The organism is Nocardia sp. NRRL S-836, from assembly GCF_001279525.1.
GTDB lineage: Bacteria > Actinomycetota > Actinomycetes > Mycobacteriales > Pseudonocardiaceae > Lentzea.
On the sequence record NZ_LGDY01000091.1, the window covers coordinates 143,669 to 157,102 of the forward strand.

The following is a 13,434-nucleotide window of genomic DNA, read 5'->3' on the forward strand; positions in this document are numbered from 1 at the left end:
AACGTGCTGCGCTGGATCACCGCTGGAGAGTCACACGGCCCCGCCCTCGTCGCTGTGCTGGAGGGCATGCCCGCCGGCGTGGAGGTGACCACCGAGGACCTCGTCGCCCAGCTGGGGCGGCGCAGGCTCGGGTTCGGTCGCTCGCCGCGGATGGGGTTCGAGCAGGACGAGGTCGAGATCCTCGGCGGCGTGCGCCACGGGAAGACCCAGGGCGGGCCGATCGCCGTCACCATCGGCAACACCGAGTGGCCGAAGTGGCAGACGGTCATGTCGCCCGACCCGGTCGATCCGAGCCTGTTGAAGCCGACCGGCCGCAACGAGGCGCTGACCCGGCCGCGGCCGGGGCACGCCGACCTGCCCGGCATGCAGAAGTTCGGGTTCGACGAGGCCAGGCCCGTTCTCGAACGCGCGTCGGCGCGGGAGACGGCGGCGCGCACGGCGCTGGGCACCGTGGCGCGGCAGTTCCTGCAGCAGCTGCTGGGCGTGCAGGTCCTCAGCCACGTCGTGTCGATCGGCAAGGCGGAGACGCCCGAGGACGCGGCGCTGCCGACGCCGGACGACCTGACCGCGATCGACGAGTCGCCGACGCGGTGCTTCGACCCGCGCGGCACCGAGGCGATGGTGGCCGAGGTCGAGGCCGTGAAGGAGGCCGGTGACACCGTCGGCGGTGTCATCGAGGTGCTCGTCTACGGGCTGCCGCCGGGTCTCGGGTCGCACGTGCACTGGGACCGGCGCCTCGACGCCCGGCTGGCCGCCGCGCTGATGGGCGTGCAGGCGATGAAGGGCGTGGAGATCGGCGACGGGTTCACCTCGGCCAAGCGCTGGGGGTCGCAGGCGCACGACGAGATCGACCGCGGCAGCGGCCCGGTCGGCGTCACGCGCCGGTCGAACCGCGCGGGCGGCCTCGAAGGCGGCATCACCAACGGCGAGGTCCTGCGTGCGCGCGTGGCGATGAAGCCCATCTCGACCGTCCCGCGCGCACTGTCCACCGTGGACGTCCGCACCGGTGAGGCCGCGGTCGCGATCCACCAGCGGTCGGACGTGTGCGCCGTGCCGCGCGCCGGCGTCGTGCTGGAGTCCGTGGTGGCGCTGGTGCTCGCGGAGGCCGCGCTGGAGAAGTTCGGCGGCGACTCACTGGACGAGACCCGCCGCAACGCGCACGCCTACCTCAAGGCGCTGGAAGCCCGCTGGGAGGGCCTGTGAGCCCGAAGTTCGTCGTGGTCGGGCCGCCCGGAGCGGGCAAGACCACGATCAGCGAGCTGCTGGCCGCCCGGCTCGGGCTGCCGTTCCGCGACGTCGACGCCGACATCGTGGCGCTGGCCGGCAAGCCGATCTCGGACATCTTCACCGACGACGGCGAACCCGTCTTCCGCGCGCTGGAAGAGGAAGCAGTCGCCAAGGCACTGGTCGAACACGAGGGCGTGCTGGCACTGGGCGGGGGAGCGGTGCTGTCCGCCACGACCCGCGAGCGCCTGCGCGACCACACCGTCGTGTTCCTGAACGTGGGCATGGCCGAGGGGGTGCGCCGCACCGGGCTGTCGTCCGCGCGGCCGCTGCTGTCGGGCGTGAACCCGCGCGCGACGTTCAAGGCGCTGCTCGACGCGCGCCTGCCGCTGTACCGCGAGGTCGCGACGATCGAGGTGGCCACCGACGCCCTCGGACCGGAGCAGGTGGCCGACGCGGTGATCAAGGGAGTTGGGGAATGACCGAGCCGCTGACCGTCGAGGTCAACGCCGAGAAGCCGTACCTCGTGGTGATCGGCCGCGGTCTGCTGGGCGAGATCGTCGCGCACCTCGAAGGCACCGCCAAGGTCGCGATCGTGCACCAGCCGACCCTGGCCGCCACGGCCGAGGTGCTGGTCGACGAGCTGAAGGCCACGGGCATCGACGCGCACCGCGTCGAGGTGCCCGACGCCGAGGACGGCAAGGACCTCGCCGTCGCCGGCTTCTGCTGGGACGTGCTCGGCAAGATCGGCCTGTCCCGCTCCGACGTCGTCGTCGGCCTCGGCGGCGGCGCGGTGACCGACCTGGCCGGTTTCGTCGCCTCCACCTGGATGCGCGGCGTGCGCCTGGTGAACATCCCGACCACCCTGCTGGGCATGGTCGACGCCGCGGTCGGCGGCAAGACCGGCATCAACACCGACGCCGGCAAGAACCTCGTGGGCACGTTCTACGAGCCCGAGGTGATCTTCGTCGACCTCGCGACGCTGGAGACGTTGCCGCGCAACGAGCTCATCGCCGGCATGGCGGAGATCGTGAAGGGCGGCTTCATCGCCGACCCGGTCATCCTCGACCTCATCGAGGCCGACCCGCAGGCCGCCCTGGACCCCACCGGCGACGTGCTCGCCGAGCTCATCCGCCGCAAGATCCAGATCAAGGCCGACGTCGTCTCCGCCGACCTGCGCGAGTCCTCCCTGCGCGAGATCCTGAACTACGGCCACACCCTCGGCCACGCCATCGAACGCCGCGAGCGCTACCGCTGGCGCCACGGCGCCGCGATCAGCGTCGGCCTCGTCTTCGCCGCCGAACTGGCCCGCCTCGCCGGCCGCCTGGACGACGCGACCGCCGACCGCCACAAGGCCGTCCTGCAGTCCCTCGGCCTGCCGACCACCTACGACCCCGACGCCCTCCCGCAGCTCATGGAGGGCATGAAGGTCGACAAGAAGAACAAGGCCGGCGTCCTGCGCTTCGTGGTCCTCGACGGCCTGGCCAAACCCGGCCGCCTCGAAGGCCCCGACCCAGCCCTGATCGCCGCCGCCTACTCCGCCGTCGCCGCGGAGCCCCAGCCCAGGTCCGGCGGAACGGTGCTGCTGTGAAGGTCCTCGTCCTCAACGGCCCCAACCTCAACCGCCTCGGCACCCGCGAGCCGCTCATCTACGGCAGCACCACCCACGCCGACCTCGTGGACCTGTGCGTGACCGAGGGCCGCGACCTCGGCCTGGAGGTCGAGGTCCGCCAGACCAACCACGAGGGCGAGATGGTCGACTGGCTGCACGAGGCCGCCGACGCCTCCACCCCGGTCGTCCTGAACGGCGCCGCCTGGACCCACTACTCCATCGCCCTGCGCGACGCCTGCTCCCAGCTCACCGCGCCCCTGGTCGAGGTGCACATCTCGAACATCCATCAGCGCGAGGAGTTCCGGCACCACAGCGTGGTCTCGGCGGTGGCGAACGGCGTCATCGCCGGCCTCGGCGTCGACGGCTACCTGCTGGCCCTGCGCTGGCTGTCGCTCAAACAGCCGAAATAGCGCTCACTTGTGCCGGATGTCGAGCAGCCGCGCGCTGTCTCCCGTACGGACCAGAGTTGCCACATAGGGTCCGTCCTGCGTGTACAAGGGTGCAGAGGCACTGGTACTTCTGCGGAGGCGCAAGCTCGCTGAGTAGTTGGCGGTCAAGCGGACGATGCCGAACGTCGAGTCTTCTTCGATGCGCCAGTTCGTCACGGGATCAGAGTTGAGCCGCCATGTGGCGCCGGTGATTGATGGCGTGGAGGCGGTGCGCGGGCAGCCGGCAGGCATGGGAGCTGATGCGCTGCCGACACACGAGGTGAAGCCGGCTCGGACCGCGTCCACGACGTCGCGCTCGGGCAGTTGGAACCGGCGTTTCGAGATAGTCCCGGTGGACGGGGTGACCCGTGGCCGGTAGATGTCGTCCACACGTGAGGCCGACCCTTGCCAATGCAGTTCAGTCTGGAAGTGGAACGGCTTGGTCTCAGCGCCAGGGCCGATGGCACTGTCATAGGTGAGAGTCATGACCGCGGTACCGCGTGCGAAGAACTTGTCCTTGTGCCACACCACGTGCATGCCGTCAGCGGGATCGCCGACAAGTTCCCAGCGCACGTTGTGCGCGGCGGCGACCGATCCGCTCTGAGGGCAGTTCGCGGGGGAGAGCACCACTTCGGCCGCGCATTGCCGCAGCTTGTCAGCCACCAGCGCCGCGACGGTGCTATCGCCCACGCCTGCGGGTTGGGAGCCTTCTTCGTCGGGGAACGCGACGTCCCGCACGTTCCCCGTGCTCGTGTCGCATGAGTAGAGAAGGCCGGCGATCACCAGCAGAACCAGTAGGAGGCCTCCACCGGACGCCTTCTGCGCATCGGTTATAGCTTCACGCTGTGGCGGAGCGTTGTTACCGGTAGGCGTCGCATGAGTGGTGAGGTTGACCGTGCCGATGTTGTTCGTCTGCAGCACCACACCATGGCCATTGCCCGAGACTTCGTTGCGAGTGATATCGCGTGGCATGACCGAATGCTATGGGTAGACCACCCGATCGGCGGTACTCAAAATTGGTCAATTCGTTGACATGGGAAGGACCACCCGTGCTTCACCACGTCGAGCTCTGGGTCCCCGACCTCGCCCGCGCCGAAGCCACCTTCGGCTGGCTCTTCCCCGCCCTCGGCTGGACCGAGCACCAACGCTGGCCAGCAGGCGTGAGCTGGAAACTCGACCGCACCTACGTCGTGGTCGAGCAGTCCCCGGCCCTCACCGGTCCACACGATCGGATGAAAGCCGGCCTCAACCACCTGGCCCTGCACGCGGGGGCGCGAGAAACCGTCGACCGCCTCACCGCAGAGGCCCAGCGCAACGGCTGGCACCTGATGTTCCAGGACAAGCACCCACATGCGGGCGGCGAAGACCACTACGCCGCGTTCCTCGAAAACGAGGACGGCTTCGAGGTCGAGCTAGTCGCTGACTGACGACTTCCGCGCCAGCAGGCCGCCGAGCAGCATCCCGAGCCCGGCCGGCGCCAGGATCAGCAACGCCGTGAACGCCGCCCCGCCTGTCAGCGCGACCCACAGCGCCTCCTGCCCGGTCTGGTCGACCAGCAGCGCCGAGCCGATCACGCCCAGCGCCCCGGCGAACGGACCGGCGACCAGGGCGGCGATGAACCACTGCATGCCGCGCGAGGGCAGGTCGCGCAGCGTGTCGACCGCGCCCCACAGCACGGCGGCGGCCACCAGGAGGCCCAGCGCGATCGGGCCGACCGAGGTCGCCTCGGGGCTGCGGACCGCGACGGCGGCGACGCCGGTCTGCACGGCTCCGTGCAGGAGCCCCATCCACAACGCACGGGCGAACCAAGGACGCATGCGGACAGCTTAGAACTGGCCGTACGCTGCGAGGCATGTCGTCGTACGCCGCACGCCGAACCGCACTGCGCCGGGAGCTCCAGGCCACGGACCTGGACGCGCTCCTCGTGACGAACCTGCTCAACGTCCGCTACCTGACGGGGTTCACCGGGTCGAACGCCGCCGTCCTGGTCGACGCGAGCGGTGACGACAAGACGGTGTTCTGCACCGATGGGCGTTATCTGACCCAGTCGGCCAGGCAGGTGCCGGACCTGGAGCGGTCGATCGACCGGCCGTGCGACCTCGCGCTGGCCAAGCGGGCGAAGGGCAGGCTCGGGTTCGAGAGCCACCACGTCACGGTCGACGGGCTGGACGCGCTGGGCCGGGCGGCCGAGAAGGCGGAGCTCGTCAGGGCCGGTGGCCTGGTGGAGAAGCTGCGGCTGGTCAAGGACGACGCCGAGGTCGAGGCGCTGCGGATGGCGTGCGCGGCGGCGGACCGGGCGCTGGCGGCGTTGATCGGGCACGGCGGGCTGCGGGCCGGGCGCACCGAACGCGAGGTCGCGCGGGAGCTGGAGAGTCGCATGCTCGACCACGGCGCGGAGGGGCCGTCGTTCTCGTCGATCGTGGCGTTCGGCGCGAACTCGGCGGTGCCGCACCACTCGCCGACGGACGCCACGCTGCACGCGGGCGACTTCATCAAGCTCGACTTCGGCGCGCTCGTCGACGGCTACCACTCGGACATGACCCGCACGCTCGTGCTCGGCAAGCCCGCGGACTGGCAGTGCGACCTGTACGACCTGGTCGCGCGCTCGCAGGCAGCCGGGCGCGGTGCGCTCAAGCCCGGTGTGAAGGTGAGCGAGGTCGACCACGCGTCGCGCGAGGTGATCGAGAAGGCCGGGCACGGGGAGGAGTTCCTGCACGGCCTCGGTCACGGCGTCGGCCTGGAGATCCACGAGGCACCGGCGTTGTCGAAGGTGGGTGCCGGTACACTTTCGGCCGGTATGGCGGTCACCGTCGAGCCTGGCGTCTACTTGTCAGGGAGGGGCGGGGTCCGCATCGAGGACACCCTCGTGGTCCGTGAGAGCGGCCCGGAGCTCCTCACCCTGACCACGAAGGAACTCGTGGTCGTCTGACACCCAGTCCAACACAGGAGAAATCCCACCGTGGCCACCACGAACGACCTGAAGAACGGCCTGGTGCTGAACCTCGACGGCCAGCTCTGGACCGTCACCGCGTTCCAGCACGTCAAGCCCGGCAAGGGTGGCGCCTTCGTGCGCACGACCCTCAAGCACGTGCTGACCGGGAAGGTCGTCGACAAGACCTTCAACGCGGGCACGAAGGTCGACACGGCCACCGTCGACAAGCGCGGCATGACCTACCTGTACAAGGAGGGCACCGACTTCATCTTCATGGACGGTGACACCTACGACCAGATCCCGGTTCCGGCGGAGACGGTGGGCGACGCCGCCAACTTCCTGCTGGAGAACCAGGAGGCGGTCGTGGCCGTCCACGAGGGCGTGCCCCTGTTCATCGAGCTCCCGACCTCGGTCGAGCTCGTCATCGAGCACACCGACCCGGGCCTGCAGGGCGACCGCTCCACCGGCGGCACCAAGCCCGCCCGCCTGGAGACCGGCGCCGAGATCCAGGTCCCGCTCTTCGTCACGACCGGTGAGAAGATCAAGGTCGACACCCGCGACGGCCGTTACCTCGGCCGCATCAGCGACAAGTAAGCCTGATGGGTGCTCGCAGCAAGGCCCGCAAGCGCGCGGTCGACTTCCTCTACGAAGCCGACCTGCTGGGCACCGACCCGGTGACGCTGCTGGCCGAACGCGTCGGCTCGCCGGACGTCCCCCCGGTGAACGACTACACGGTGACGCTCGTCGAGGGCGTCGCCGCCCACCGCGCCCGCATCGACGACCTGATCTCGGAGCACGCCGAGGGCTGGACGTTGCAGCGCATGCCCGCCGTCGACCGCGCGGTGCTGCGGATCGGCCTGTACGAGCTGCTGTGGGCGGCCGACGTGCCGGACGCGGTAGCGATTGACGAGGCCGTGGAGCTGGCCAAGGGTCTGTCCACCGACGACTCGCCGCGGTTCGTGAACGGAGTGCTCGGCCGGATCGCGGTCATCGCGGACCGGCTGCGCGCGGTTCTCTAGCGGTGTGCCGCGCGACGGTGCCGTGACTCATCCGGCAGCGTCCCACGGCACGCCACATGTTCGGCGCACGGCCGCTCGCCCCGCATTCGGGAGCGGGCGGCCGTTCAGCGCACGGCCTCGGTGAGCGCGGCCAGGACGGCGGCGACGCCGGGCGGGTCGGGCGGGTCGCCGTAGGTGACGGCGTGGAGCTGCCGCCGGAAACCGGGGATCTCGCTGGCGTGCACCCCCTCGCGGTGGTGTGCCTGGAGCGCGAGGCCCGGTTGCAACGCGACACCGGCGCCCGCGGCGACGAGCGCCTGCACGACCACGATGTCGTCGCTGTGCGAGGTGATCCTGGGCGTGAAGCCCGCGCGCCGGCAGACGGCCACCAGCTCCTCCTGGCACGCGGCGCAGCCGCCGATCCAGGCGGAGTCGCGGTGGTTCGCGAGGCGGTCGTCCGGTGTGCGGCTGAGCAGGTGGACGGGGTCGTCACCGAGGTGGACCACGCGCAGGTCGTCGTGGTCCACCGGGTCGTCGGGGTGGCGGAAGATCAGGGCGATCTCGACCTCACCGCGCCGCAGCAGCCGCACCGCCTCGACCGGGTGCTGCTCGGTCAGGCCGAGCTCGAGTCCGGGGTGCGCCAGCGCCAGTGCGGCGGCGGCCCGGGGCACGAGCGTGCTCAGCGTGGACGCGTTCGCCGCCAGCCGCACCCGTCCCGACCGCAACCCGGCCTGGGCGGCCAGTTCCGCGGCCGCCGCGTCGACCCGGCCCACGATCTCGGCGGCGCGACCGGCCAGCAGCTGCCCCTCCGGCGTCAACCGGATCCCGCGGCCGACGCGGTGCACGAGCTTGACGCCCGTCGCCGCCTCCAGCCGCGCCAGGTGGTGGCTCACCGACGGCTGCGAGTAGTGCAGCTGCTTCGCGGCTTCGGTCACCGAACCGTACCGGGCCACCGCGGCCAGGACCTTGAGGTGCACCAGGCTGAGCACCCATCAACGTTATCAATGAATTCGCGCCGGTTCTGGCATTGGACGTCATGCGTCAGCGGCGCCATGCTCTTCCGCATGACCAAGGTGACCTGCGACCTCTCCATCTCCCTCGACGGCTTCGCGGCCGGGCACAACCAGACCGAGGAACGCCCGTTCGGCGATGACGGCGGTGACGGCTGGGGCAGCACGTTGCACGCCTGGTACGACGACCCCGCCGAGCAGCGCCTGCAGCTCGACCGGCTCGCGCAGACCGGGGCGTTCATCATGGGCCGCAACATGTTCGGCCCGGTCCGGGGTGAGTGGGACCGGCCGTGGAACGGCTGGTGGGGCGAGGAGCCGCCCTACCACGCACCGGTGTTCGTCCTCACCCACCACCCGCGCGACCCGCAGCCGATGCAGGGTGGCACGACCTTCCACTTCGTCACCGACGGCATCGAGGCGGCCCTCGACCGCGCCCGTGACGCCGCCGGTGACCGCAACATCTCCATCCACGGCGGTGCGACGACCGTCAACCAGTACCTCGCCGCCGGCCTGGTCGACGAGCTGCGCCTGCGGATCGTGCCGGTCACCCTCGGCGCCGGCACCCGGCTGTTCGACGGCGTCCCCGGTCTCACGCTGGAGCAGGTCGAGTCACGCCCCGCCGCCACGTTCACGCACCTGACCTACCGCGTGGTGCGGCCGTGAAGGTGGGGTCCGCAGACCGCTAGCCGCGCGCCCACCCGCGGCGCTCGCCCTCGTCGATCAGGTGCCGTCCGGCGTCCCACAGCGCCGCCGACGCCTCGCCGATGACCGCCTTGCGGGCGCGCACGTCGGCCGCGGTGACGCCGGGCGTGCGCCAGGTGCCGCCCTTGGCCATCCAGTTGAGCAGCAGGGGTTGGAGCCGGTCCATGGCCTTCGCGAACCGGGCCTCCGGCGTGGCGCGCGCCTCGAACTCGTCCCACAACGCCCGCAGCTCGCCCGCCGTGTCGGTGGGCAGCAGGCCGAACAACCGGTCGGCGGCGGCCTCCTCGCGGTCCTGCTGGCCGGTGCCCATCTCGGTGTCGTAGAGCGGGGTGTCGCCCGCGTAGATCTCGACGAGGTCGTGCACGACCACGAGCTTGATCGTGTGGCCGACGTCAACGGGCTCGTCGGCGTACTCGGCGAGGACCAGGACCATGAGCGCGAGGTGCCAGGAGTGCTCGGCGTCGTTCTCCCTGCGGTCGGCCGCGGCGAGCGGGGACTGGCGCAGGACCGTCTTCAGCTTGTCGACCTCGATCAGGAACGTGAGGTGGTCGCGCAGCCGGGCGTCCAGGCCGTCCGGCAGCGGCGTGCGGTCGGTGAGCAGGTGTGTGTCAGCGGATGTCACCCCGCCAGGATGTCACCGGGCCAGAACATCACCGGCTTGGGCGGCCGCCAGGAACTGCGCCCACGTGCGGGTCCCGCGGTCGCCGTCCAGGGTGAGGTTGTGCCCGTCCCGGTACGCCTTCCCCACCTTGCCCGGCAGCCGCACGGGCACGATGGGCCGCCGCTTGCCCGCACTGGTCAGGTAGTCGCGCACCAGCTGCTTGAGCTCGTACTCGGCCGGTCCGGCGAGATCGGCCACGCGACCGGCGGGCGCGCCCAGTGCGAGCTCGGCGATGCGGGCGGCCACGTCCGCGGCGTCGACCGGCTGCAGGCGCAGGCCCGGCACCGGCACGACCGGCAGCTTCGCCATGGCCCGCACCATCGTCAGCGTCAGGTCGTGGAACTGGGCGGCGCGCAGGATCGTGAACGGGATGCCCGACACGGCGACGGCCTGCTCGCAGGCGAGCTTGGTGCGCAGCCACGCCAGCGGCACGGTGTCCGCGCCGATCACCGAGATGTACACGAGGTGGCGCACGCCCGTGCAGGCGGCGAGCAGGTTGCGGGTCGCCACGTCGTCGCCCTTCTGACCGCCGGCGAGGTGCACGACGACGTCGGCGTCGATCGCGGGGACGTCACCGGCGAGCAGGTCGCACACCAGGCCCGAGTGCCTGCTCAGCACCACGACCTCGGCGCCGCGTGCCCGCAGCAGCCCGACGACGTGCCGGCCGAGGGTGCCGGTGCCGCCCGTGACGAGGATCTTCATGATTACCCTCCAAAGTGAGTCGCTGCCCGGTTGACCCGGCGGCGCCGGGGAACGTGACAGCGTGTGCGCCAGGCCACAGGGGGAGCTTTGATCGCGCAGTTCGAGCAGGAGCGCAGCCGGCTGCGCGCCGTCGCCCACCGGATGCTCGGGTCGTTCGCCGAGGCCGATGACGCGCTGCAGGAGGCGTGGCTGCGGGTGCAGCGGGCCGACACCGGCGAGGTGGTGAACCCGCAGGGCTGGCTCACGACGGTCGTCGCCCGCGTGTGCCTGACCATGCTGCGCGACCGGCGCGAGCACGCCTTCGAGATGCCGGACCCGGTGATCGACGCCGCTGAGGAGCCGGAACAGCAGGCGGTCGCCAACGACCAGGTGGGGCTCGCGATGCTGATCGTGCTGGACACCCTCAAGCCCGACGAGCGGCTGGCGTTCGTGCTGCACGACATGTTCGCGGTGCCGTTCGACGACATCGCGCCGTTGATCGACAAGACGCCGGTGGCCACCCGCCAGCTCGCGTCCCGTGCGCGCAAACGCGTGCAGGAACGGCCGCGGTCGAACGTCGACCTGCCGAAGCAGCGGGCGGCGGTGAACGCGTTCCTCAAGGCGTCCCGCGAGGGAGACCTGGAGGGGCTGGTGTCGGTGCTGCACCCCGACGTCGTGCTGCGCGCCGGTGCCCTCGAGGTCATCGGAGCGCGTGCGGTGGCGGGACGCGCCAGCACGTTCCGCCGGTTCGCGACGACGGTGGAGATCCGGTTCGCGCTCATCGGCGGCGAGGCCGGCTTCGTCACGTCGGTCGACGGCGTGCTGTTCTCGGCGATGGCGTTCACCGTCCGGGACGGGCAGATCGCCGCGATCCACGTGATCCAGGACAGGGAGCAGCTCGCGCGCCTCGTGGCTTGAGAACGTGACGCGGCTCACCTCGCAAAGGTGACAGGGCGGTGTCGCGGACGGCTGGGAACGTCCGCGGCATGAAGATCACCGATGAGGACCTCCTCGCCGAGACGCGGGAGCTCACCAGCCGGTTGCGGGCCGTGGAACAGCCGCTGGAGGTCCTGCGGCGCAACCGGCTCGGCGGTGACACGTCACCGGTCAGGCTGCCGCAGGGCCGGGACCGCGTCGTCTCCGGCGTCGGCGTCCGGGTCTTCACGCCGGACCGGGTCGACGGCGTGTACCTGCACGTGCACGGCGGTGGCTGGTCGTTCGGCTCGGCGGACGGGCAGGACGAGCGGCTGTGGCGGCTCGCTCAGGAGGCGCGGCTGGCCGTGGTGAGCGTCGAGTACCGCCTCGCCCCGGAGCACCCCTTCCCGGCCGGCCCCGACGACTGCGCGGCGGCCGCGCGGTGGCTGGCCGGCAGCGCCGTGGCGGAGTTCGGCACGAGCAGGCTGCTGATCGGCGGCGAGTCGGCGGGCGCCCACCTGAGCGTCCTCACGGTGCTGCGCCTGCCCGGTGTCTTCCGCGCGGCCAACCTCGTGTTCGGCGCCTACGACCTGTCGAGGGCCGGCACCGCCCGGCTGGCACGCACCTACGAGCAGTTCACGCCGGGGATGACGGCCGAGCAGCGGCGGTCACCGGACGTCTCGCCCCTGTTCGCCGACCTGACCGGCGTGCCGCCCGCGAGGATCGTCGTCGGCACCGAGGACCCGCTGCTCGACGACTCCCTGGCCCTCGCGCGGCGGTGGCCGGCGCCCGTGCGGCTGACCGTCGTCGCGGGGGCACCGCACGGCTTCACCCTGCACCCGCTGATGATCACCGAACGCGAGCGGCGGCGTGAGCGGGAGTTCTTGGCAGAATCAGGGTGGTGAACCGCACCGCCCGGCTGTACGCGCTGGTGGAGGAGTTGCGCGCGGCGGCGCCGAGACCGGTGACGGTCGCCGTCCTCGCCGCCCGGCTCGAGGTCAGCACGCGGACCGTGCAGCGCGACCTGCAGGCGTTGATGGGGACCGGTGTCCCGGTGCGGACCACGCCGGGACGTGGCGGGGGCTGGTCGATCGACCCGGCGATGACCCTGCCGCCGATCCACCTCACGCCGGACGAGGCGGCGGTGCTGGCCGCCGCACTCGCCGGGGCCGACGGCTCGGCCGCCGCCCGCACGGCGTTCCAGAAGATCGCGGCAGTGCTGAACGGTCCCGCGACGGCCGCGGCCGGTCAGCTCGCCGCCCGCATCGTCGCGGTGCCGTCGCGAACCGATGCACGCGTCCGGGAAGCCGTCCACCAGGCGCTGGCCACGAACGCGGTGCTGTGCCTGACCTACACCGACGGCGCCGGCCGGGAGACCGGCCGCGTCGTGGAACCCGCCGGGCTGCTCACCGCCGACGGCCGGTGGTACCTCATCGCGTGGTGCCGCACCCGCCGGGCCGGTCGGGGCTTCCGGCTGGACCGGATCACGTCGGCGGTGCCCGTCGGCGAGCAGGCGCGGCGGCACGACCTGAACGAGCTGCTGCGCGGCTCGCCGGCCGCCGGCGCCGTGCGGCCCGCGACGCTGGATCCCCTGAATGCAGCAATGGCCCCCTCGACGTCCCAGGGCGACTGACAGGACGTGAGGGAGCCATTGCTCCGAACGGGGAGCCGCGGAGGTGGTGCTCAGTCTTCCTTGGCCGGGCGGGCCTCGGGAGGCAGCACACCCCAGTCGATCAGCTGTTCGGTGAGCTCACCGGGGGTCATGTCGTAGATGATGGCCAGCGAACGGAGGTCCTCGGTGCGGATCGAGAGGACCTTGCCGTTGTAGTCGCCGCGCTGCGACTGGATCGTCGCGGCGTAGCGGGCCAGCGGACCGACCTTCTCAACCGGCAGCTGCTGCAGCCGTTCGAGGTTGATCACGATCTTCGTGGCGGGCTCGGCACCGGACGGCACGCGGCCCTCCGGCAGGAGCTCGGCGACGGGGACCCCGTAGAAGTCGGCCAGCTCGGCGAGCTTCTGCACGGTCACCGCGCGGTCACCACGCTCGTAGGAGCCGACGACCACGGCCTTCCAGCGACCGCCGGACTTCTGCTCGACGCCGTGCAGGGACAGACCCTGCTGCTGGCGGATAGCGCGGAGCTTGGCCCCCAGCGCCTTGGCGTAGTCGCCCATGTGGCGGTTCTCCGTTCATTCGCCCCGTCAGCAGTACGGCCGCGCTGCGGGGAGGCTTAGATCGATACGCAGAGTAATGATTACTCGCCGTGGTCGACA

The 13,434-nt window shown here is 71.4% G+C and carries 18 protein-coding genes; 12 read left to right on the forward strand and 6 right to left on the reverse strand.

The window, feature by feature from the left end; genetic code table 11:
- Nucleotides 1–3 precede the first annotated feature (3 nt).
- Genes aroC through aroQ form a run of 4 tightly spaced genes read left to right on the forward strand, consistent with a single transcriptional unit; the run spans nt 4 to nt 3,246 of the window.
- Complete coding sequence (aroC, locus tag ADL03_RS11560) at nt 4–1,203, forward strand: chorismate synthase (RefSeq protein WP_053733950.1); 1,200 nt, start codon at nt 4–6, stop codon at nt 1,201–1,203.
- Complete coding sequence (locus ADL03_RS11565) at nt 1,200–1,706, forward strand: shikimate kinase (RefSeq protein ID WP_053733369.1); 507 nt, start codon at nt 1,200–1,202, stop codon at nt 1,704–1,706. The genes aroC and ADL03_RS11565 overlap by 4 nt, the downstream gene beginning before the upstream one ends.
- Complete coding sequence (gene aroB / locus ADL03_RS11570; RefSeq protein ID WP_053733370.1) at nt 1,703–2,815, forward strand: 3-dehydroquinate synthase; 1,113 nt, start codon at nt 1,703–1,705, stop codon at nt 2,813–2,815. Before ADL03_RS11565 ends, aroB begins: the two co-directional genes overlap by 4 nt.
- Entirely contained in the window at nt 2,812–3,246 is a 435-nt protein-coding gene (aroQ, locus tag ADL03_RS11575; protein WP_053733371.1) for a type II 3-dehydroquinate dehydratase, read from the forward strand. Before aroB ends, aroQ begins: the two co-directional genes overlap by 4 nt.
- Nucleotides 3,247–3,249: 3 nt before the next feature.
- On the opposite strand, the gene ADL03_RS11580 is transcribed toward aroQ, so the two are convergent.
- Complete coding sequence (locus ADL03_RS11580) at nt 3,250–4,236, reverse strand: hypothetical protein (protein WP_157528485.1); 987 nt, start codon at nt 4,234–4,236, stop codon at nt 3,250–3,252.
- A 77-nt stretch (nt 4,237–4,313) separates the two neighbouring features.
- Here ADL03_RS11580 and ADL03_RS11585 point away from each other — a divergent pair, with 77 nt between their 5' ends.
- Nucleotides 4,314–4,691 (forward strand): VOC family protein, encoded by a 378-nt coding sequence (locus ADL03_RS11585; RefSeq protein ID WP_053733373.1) that lies wholly within the window; start codon nt 4,314–4,316, stop codon nt 4,689–4,691.
- Here the strand turns inward: ADL03_RS11585 and ADL03_RS11590 are convergent.
- Nucleotides 4,677–5,081, reverse strand: coding sequence for a B-4DMT family transporter (locus tag ADL03_RS11590; protein WP_157528487.1), 405 nt, complete (start codon nt 5,079–5,081; stop codon nt 4,677–4,679). The two genes, ADL03_RS11585 and ADL03_RS11590, sit on opposite strands and share 15 nt — an antisense overlap.
- Before the next feature lie 35 nt (nt 5,082–5,116).
- On the opposite strand from ADL03_RS11590, the gene ADL03_RS11595 reads away from it, so the two are divergent.
- From ADL03_RS11595 to nusB, 3 genes are read left to right on the forward strand one after another with little or no spacing between them, the layout of a single operon-like run.
- On the forward strand, nt 5,117–6,193 hold the full coding sequence (locus ADL03_RS11595; RefSeq protein WP_053733375.1) for a Xaa-Pro peptidase family protein: 1,077 nt from the start codon (nt 5,117–5,119) through the stop codon (nt 6,191–6,193).
- 30 nt (nt 6,194–6,223) lie between these two features.
- Nucleotides 6,224–6,790, forward strand: coding sequence for an elongation factor P (efp, locus tag ADL03_RS11600; RefSeq protein WP_053733376.1), 567 nt, complete (start codon nt 6,224–6,226; stop codon nt 6,788–6,790).
- A gap of 5 nt (nt 6,791–6,795) precedes the next feature.
- Nucleotides 6,796–7,215 (forward strand): transcription antitermination factor NusB, encoded by a 420-nt coding sequence (gene nusB / locus ADL03_RS11605; RefSeq protein WP_053733377.1) that lies wholly within the window; start codon nt 6,796–6,798, stop codon nt 7,213–7,215.
- A 104-nt stretch (nt 7,216–7,319) separates the two neighbouring features.
- On the opposite strand, the gene ADL03_RS11610 is transcribed toward nusB, so the two are convergent.
- On the reverse strand, nt 7,320–8,183 hold the full coding sequence (locus tag ADL03_RS11610) for a LysR family transcriptional regulator (RefSeq protein ID WP_053733378.1): 864 nt from the start codon (nt 8,181–8,183) through the stop codon (nt 7,320–7,322).
- A 75-nt stretch (nt 8,184–8,258) separates the two neighbouring features.
- Here ADL03_RS11610 and ADL03_RS11615 point away from each other — a divergent pair, with 75 nt between their 5' ends.
- Complete coding sequence (locus ADL03_RS11615; RefSeq protein WP_157528489.1) at nt 8,259–8,867, forward strand: dihydrofolate reductase family protein; 609 nt, start codon at nt 8,259–8,261, stop codon at nt 8,865–8,867.
- A 19-nt stretch (nt 8,868–8,886) separates the two neighbouring features.
- Here the strand turns inward: ADL03_RS11615 and ADL03_RS11620 are convergent, their stop codons facing one another.
- Together ADL03_RS11620 and ADL03_RS11625 are read right to left on the reverse strand one after the other, a co-directional pair.
- Nucleotides 8,887–9,528, reverse strand: a complete 642-nt coding sequence (locus tag ADL03_RS11620) for an HD family hydrolase (RefSeq protein ID WP_053733380.1) — start codon at nt 9,526–9,528, stop codon at nt 8,887–8,889.
- A gap of 12 nt (nt 9,529–9,540) precedes the next feature.
- Nucleotides 9,541–10,269, reverse strand: coding sequence for an SDR family oxidoreductase (locus ADL03_RS11625; RefSeq protein ID WP_053733381.1), 729 nt, complete (start codon nt 10,267–10,269; stop codon nt 9,541–9,543).
- A gap of 87 nt (nt 10,270–10,356) precedes the next feature.
- Between ADL03_RS11625 and ADL03_RS11630 the strand changes: the two genes are divergently transcribed.
- The 3 genes from ADL03_RS11630 (at nt 10,357) to ADL03_RS11640 (ending at nt 12,796) form a co-directional block, all read left to right on the forward strand.
- Nucleotides 10,357–11,166, forward strand: a complete 810-nt coding sequence (locus ADL03_RS11630) for a sigma-70 family RNA polymerase sigma factor (RefSeq protein ID WP_053733382.1) — start codon at nt 10,357–10,359, stop codon at nt 11,164–11,166.
- A 68-nt stretch (nt 11,167–11,234) separates the two neighbouring features.
- Entirely contained in the window at nt 11,235–12,068 is an 834-nt protein-coding gene (locus ADL03_RS11635; protein WP_053733383.1) for an alpha/beta hydrolase, read from the forward strand.
- The gene (locus ADL03_RS11640) at nt 12,065–12,796 is read left to right on the forward strand and encodes a YafY family protein (RefSeq protein WP_053733951.1); all 732 of its coding nucleotides are present in this window, start codon (nt 12,065–12,067) and stop codon (nt 12,794–12,796) included. Before ADL03_RS11635 ends, ADL03_RS11640 begins: the two co-directional genes overlap by 4 nt.
- 50 nt (nt 12,797–12,846) lie before the next feature.
- Here the strand turns inward: ADL03_RS11640 and ADL03_RS11645 are convergent, their stop codons facing one another.
- Nucleotides 12,847–13,335 carry a transcriptional regulator gene (locus tag ADL03_RS11645; RefSeq protein ID WP_030471611.1) on the reverse strand — a complete coding sequence of 163 codons (489 nt, stop codon included), beginning with the start codon at nt 13,333–13,335 and terminating at the stop codon, nt 12,847–12,849.
- Nucleotides 13,336–13,434: the final 99 nt, after the last annotated feature.

Excerpts from the sequence above, each read along its gene's own strand:
- ADL03_RS11625 (WP_053733381.1), bottom strand. The coding sequence starts at position 10,269 with ATGAAGATCCTCGTCACGGGCGGCACCGGCACCCTCGGCCGGCACGTC.
- ADL03_RS11615 (WP_157528489.1), top strand. The coding sequence starts at position 8,259 with ATGACCAAGGTGACCTGCGACCTCTCCATCTCCCTCGACGGCTTCGCG.
- ADL03_RS11590 (WP_157528487.1), bottom strand. The coding sequence starts at position 5,081 with ATGCGTCCTTGGTTCGCCCGTGCGTTGTGGATGGGGCTCCTGCACGGA.
- nusB (WP_053733377.1), top strand. The coding sequence starts at position 6,796 with ATGGGTGCTCGCAGCAAGGCCCGCAAGCGCGCGGTCGACTTCCTCTAC.
- ADL03_RS11635 (WP_053733383.1), top strand. The coding sequence starts at position 11,235 with ATGAAGATCACCGATGAGGACCTCCTCGCCGAGACGCGGGAGCTCACC.
- ADL03_RS11645 (WP_030471611.1), bottom strand. The coding sequence starts at position 13,335 with ATGGGCGACTACGCCAAGGCGCTGGGGGCCAAGCTCCGCGCTATCCGC.
- ADL03_RS11580 (WP_157528485.1), bottom strand. The coding sequence starts at position 4,236 with ATGCCACGCGATATCACTCGCAACGAAGTCTCGGGCAATGGCCATGGT.
- ADL03_RS11595 (WP_053733375.1), top strand. The coding sequence starts at position 5,117 with ATGTCGTCGTACGCCGCACGCCGAACCGCACTGCGCCGGGAGCTCCAG.
- aroB (WP_053733370.1), top strand. The coding sequence starts at position 1,703 with ATGACCGAGCCGCTGACCGTCGAGGTCAACGCCGAGAAGCCGTACCTC.